We start from the raw sequence: 4198 nt of genomic DNA on the forward strand, positions 1-4198 counted from the left end.
ATTTTGTTATTTATCCAATAAATCTGGGAACAACAAGCATTGCAAAGAACAGGTTAAATAACACAATTGAGGCCATTAAAACATACCTGTAATTTTTATCCTCAAGGAAGGAAATCCAGCCTATAAAAACCACTGTTATTGGTGTAAATATTAGCACCCAGAGCCCAACTGTTATAAAGTAAAGACCATCCAGGGATCTTAATCCCTCAGGTATCAGGCCAAGGGGAAGTGACTTGGAATCAATTCCATGATTCAATGCATAGTTATATGATGATAGCTGTGACAGTGTAAATCCATCACCACCATTCTTTACAAACATTAATATTACGCCAAGTACAATAAATGATACACTTATAATTACACCGGCACGCAGAAAATAACTAATAATTATTTCATCATCATGATTTTTCATTTTATTTCACCTCCTTCCATTCCTTTCTTCTTGTATGTATGTAAAGCGCAGATATCATAATTATTGATATTGCTATGGATATAAAGAACTGTATTGTCAGTGAGAACGTAATTATAAAATTTATTATATGAAGGCCCTTAAAAACCATATCAAAACCCAAAAATGATAATATTGCAAAAAATACCCATCTTATATTCTGATTTGATATTCTTACAAGAACCTTGGCACCAAAAAACGCACCTATGAGAACCCCTATGGCTGTTGCGGCTGCTATAAAAACGTTAATATAACCCTCATACCAGTATATTGAGCTACCTGTTGCAGCCGTTATACCTATCATAAAATTACTTGATGTGGTTGTAACCTTCATTGGCAGGTTCATGGCCCAGTCCATTCCTAGAACCTTTAATGCACCTGAACCTATGCCGAGAAGCCCTGAAACAAAACCTGCAAAGAACATTACGATCTCACCAAGCCACCATCTTACACCCTTATATTTTACAGTCTGTTTCAAATGCTCATCATAGTACTGACCGGTAAGCTGGAAAACTCTTGTGGTCCAGTCTGGAGGCATTTCGGGTGGAACCTCGGCACCTATCTTTCTTATGGTCGGTATTAACGAGAATAAAAGTACAAGACCAAAGATGACATAAACAACCCATATAAGCGCATGCCTGTCTATAAATACAAGTGTCAATGAGCCGACAATTGCACCTGTTGTTGTTGCTATTTCCAGACCAATTCCAATCTTAATATTTGCAATTTTCTTTCTTGTGTATGCGCTTGCTGAACCTGCAGATGTTGCAATTGTTGATATAAGGCTTGCACCGGCTGCAAAAATAAATGGTATTCCATAAAATAATGTGAGTATTGGAACAAGGACAGTGCCACCGCCAAGGCCTGTTAGTGACCCTATAAAACCAGCAAAAATTGAGCCAACTAATATTGATATGAATTTTATGAGTATAAATATCAATGACATTTTTTATATATTGCTAGACAATATATATTATTTACTTTAGAAGAATAAATATTTCACATTTTTGAAAAATTGATGAGCATGTTTTTAATCCTTTTATATAATACGCTGTTGTCATTGGCATTCAACAAATCCTGTATGAATTTTTCAGGATTATTTTTGTATTCAAGGAATTTAGTAATATAATTTTTTAGTTTTTCCTCGCTATTTTTGTCCGGTTCCTTGTACACTATGCCATGTTCTATTTTATTTGTGTTGATATTTCCACGGAGCCTTATATATCCGAGGGCTGTGAATATTTTTTCCACAGGGACGCTGTTTTTAACAGAATAAAGAATTTTATATGATAATAGCTGAACGCGGTGGTGATTTGCATTGCCCGTGTTCTTATCTGTTTTGTAATCCAGTATTATAATATTTCCATCACCTGCAAAAACGGCATCAAGTTTTCCATAAAACATTATTGAATCATCTATGCCCTTGAATTCATCAAACATTTCATTAACCTTTATTATTATGCCTGTCTCCGATTCTATCTGCCTTGCATTAAAATTTCTTTCTATTTCATTGTTTATTGATCTTATTCTTTCCAGTGTGCTGGCCTGATCCTCCTCAAGATTTTCCTCCTCTATTTCATTTTTATAGTTTAGTTCCGCAAGCTCATGGGATTGGAGCCCTATTAACAATGCTGTTGTTTTTTCATCCAATCTTAATATATAGCGTTTTAAAAACTGGAATGGATTATCAATTGAGCTTATTAATGAAAATGATAGGACATTTTTTGATTTAAAAAAATTATATATTTCTGATACAAGCCATGATGTATTTTCACTAAGTATATTCCTTGATCTATCATAGTTACCGGCAACAAACTGAAAATAGGCCTCATTGTATTTATTAAATGAATTATTATTTAAACCGTCAGTATTACCGCTTAAAACAGTTGAATATTCAGGTATGGAAAAATTTGGCATCTCCCCGGGCGTGCTTATAATGGTTAAATTATATTTTGCCCGGGTTATTGCAACGAAATTTATTCTAATGCTCTCCTCATCAAGTTCCTTTTCCACATCTATATTTTTTATTGATTTTATTATTGCCGAGCTTATAACATCTATAAACGCCTCGGATTTTCTGGTTTTTTTTGGGATGTAAATTACATTATCAAATTCTCTCCCCTTTGCCTTATGTACGGTTGTTAAAACAATATCTTTTTCTCCGGCCTCCATAAATTCCTCTGAATAAATCAGGTCAAGAAAATTAAAAAAGTCAGACCTTGTATAATCACTGTTCATGGAGAAAAATTCATCTATTGCGGCCTTAACAGTTCTTGCTGTAATAAAATATTCGCGATTTATTGATGCTGCTATTGGTATTATTCGTTCCTCAAATATTTTTTTAATGGTTTCCCTGTTAAATCCCATTTTTTTAAGCCCAAGAACAGGATTATCATCACTAAATATATCCAGTGTATAATTTGCATTTTTTATATTTTCGGAAGTTTCAAATGCCTCCTTTAATGTCATCCCAGAAAATACTGAAAATAGAGACCTTGTTATATTTTCGGGGTCATCATAAAAAATTCCCCTCAAAAAGTTTATTATATCATTTTTAGCCTCAATTACGGTATGCGTTGTTGTGTCACTTGAGTATTCTATTCCGTTTCTGTCCAAATATTCTGATATTAAGGATATCTGATCATTTGTTCTGGCAAGTACACCTGTTTTTCCCTTTAAACCCTTTAGTGCCATTGCAACAGTGGCCTCTGGGTTTTCTGATTCTATAATAGTAACAATATTTCCCTGTTCCATTATACCATGAAAATTGTTTAGCTCCTCTGAACTGTCACTGGCATTTTTGATGTAATACGCTTTAGCATATTTTAATATATTTTCAGTGCTTCTGTAATTTATATCAAGGGATTTTTTTGTAAAATTGGGATCTTTAATTAGGGATTCAAAAACTGAAAGTGCACCTCCCTGAAAACCAAATATGGATTGTTTTTTATCTCCAACAAAGTATTTATTTTCACCTGCTGAAAGTGCAAGCTGGGCCTCAAGCTCATTTACATCCTGAAGCTCGTCAACAAAAATATATTTATAATTATCCCTGTATTGAAGTTTCAAACACTGCATTAAAAGATCATTAAAATCATAATTATTTTTATTTTCCTCATAGTATTTGAAAGCCTCTATAAAATATTCAAACAGATATAATTCCTCTTCCATTGATATGTTTCTTATCCTTTTTTGTTTGTATAGATTCTTTACATGGATTATTATATCATCATGATTTTTAATAATATCTTCTGGAAGTATACCAAAGCTTTTTATGTATCTTAATGCGTTTTCTATCTTTGGTATTAACGTATCAATAATATATTCACGTGAATAATTAAATGCCCTAATTTCATTTAATTTTTTAAATATGAGGTATCTTACCACATTGTAAGATATTATATCCCTATGGTTTAGACTTTCACTTAGCTGTTCATATGCATATCCATGAAATGTCATGACCTTAATATCGTATGCATTTCCCGGGATGTTAAATTTAGAAATAAACTCATTAATTTTAGAACGGAGCTGTTCAACGGCCTTGTTTGTAAACGTTATGCACAGGATATCCTTAGCCGAAATGCCGTTTTTTAATAATTTTGCAACCTCCATTGATATGTTTGTGGTTTTACCTGTGCCCGGATTGGCGATGACCAGAGTGTTCATGGCAAGATAATATTGTTTTAATTAATAATAGTTTCATGTTCTTATTTTTGTACATTTACTTATATTATAATAAAATTTATATAA

3 protein-coding genes are annotated in these 4198 nt (G+C 32.8%); all 3 read right to left on the reverse strand.

The features are described from left to right. Positions 1–10 precede the first annotated feature (10 nt). The 3 genes from AOG55_RS03885 to AOG55_RS03895 are packed head-to-tail and all read right to left on the reverse strand — an operon-like array spanning position 11 to position 4114. Complete coding sequence (locus AOG55_RS03885; RefSeq protein ID WP_048100999.1) at positions 11–412, reverse strand: DUF1634 domain-containing protein; 402 nt, start codon at positions 410–412, stop codon at positions 11–13. Between the two features lies 1 nt (position 413). Further along, positions 414–1394: a sulfite exporter TauE/SafE family protein gene (locus AOG55_RS03890; RefSeq protein WP_054963882.1), complete on the reverse strand. Its 981-nt coding sequence runs from the start codon at positions 1392–1394 to the stop codon at positions 414–416. A gap of 53 nt (positions 1395–1447) precedes the next feature. Continuing rightward, positions 1448–4114: an ATP-dependent DNA helicase gene (locus AOG55_RS03895; RefSeq protein ID WP_055040918.1), complete on the reverse strand. Its 2667-nt coding sequence runs from the start codon at positions 4112–4114 to the stop codon at positions 1448–1450. Between the last annotated feature and the right edge of the window lie 84 nt (positions 4115–4198).

The organism is Acidiplasma cupricumulans, assembly GCF_001402935.1.
Taxonomy (GTDB): Archaea; Thermoplasmatota; Thermoplasmata; order Thermoplasmatales; family Thermoplasmataceae; genus Acidiplasma; species Acidiplasma aeolicum.

Coding starts and splice junctions, on each gene's coding strand:
- AOG55_RS03890 (WP_054963882.1), bottom strand. CDS start 1,394: ATGTCATTGATATTTATACTCATAAAATTCATATCAATATTAGTTGGC.
- AOG55_RS03895 (WP_055040918.1), bottom strand. CDS start 4,114: ATGAACACTCTGGTCATCGCCAATCCGGGCACAGGTAAAACCACAAAC.
- AOG55_RS03885 (WP_048100999.1), bottom strand. CDS start 412: ATGAAAAATCATGATGATGAAATAATTATTAGTTATTTTCTGCGTGCC.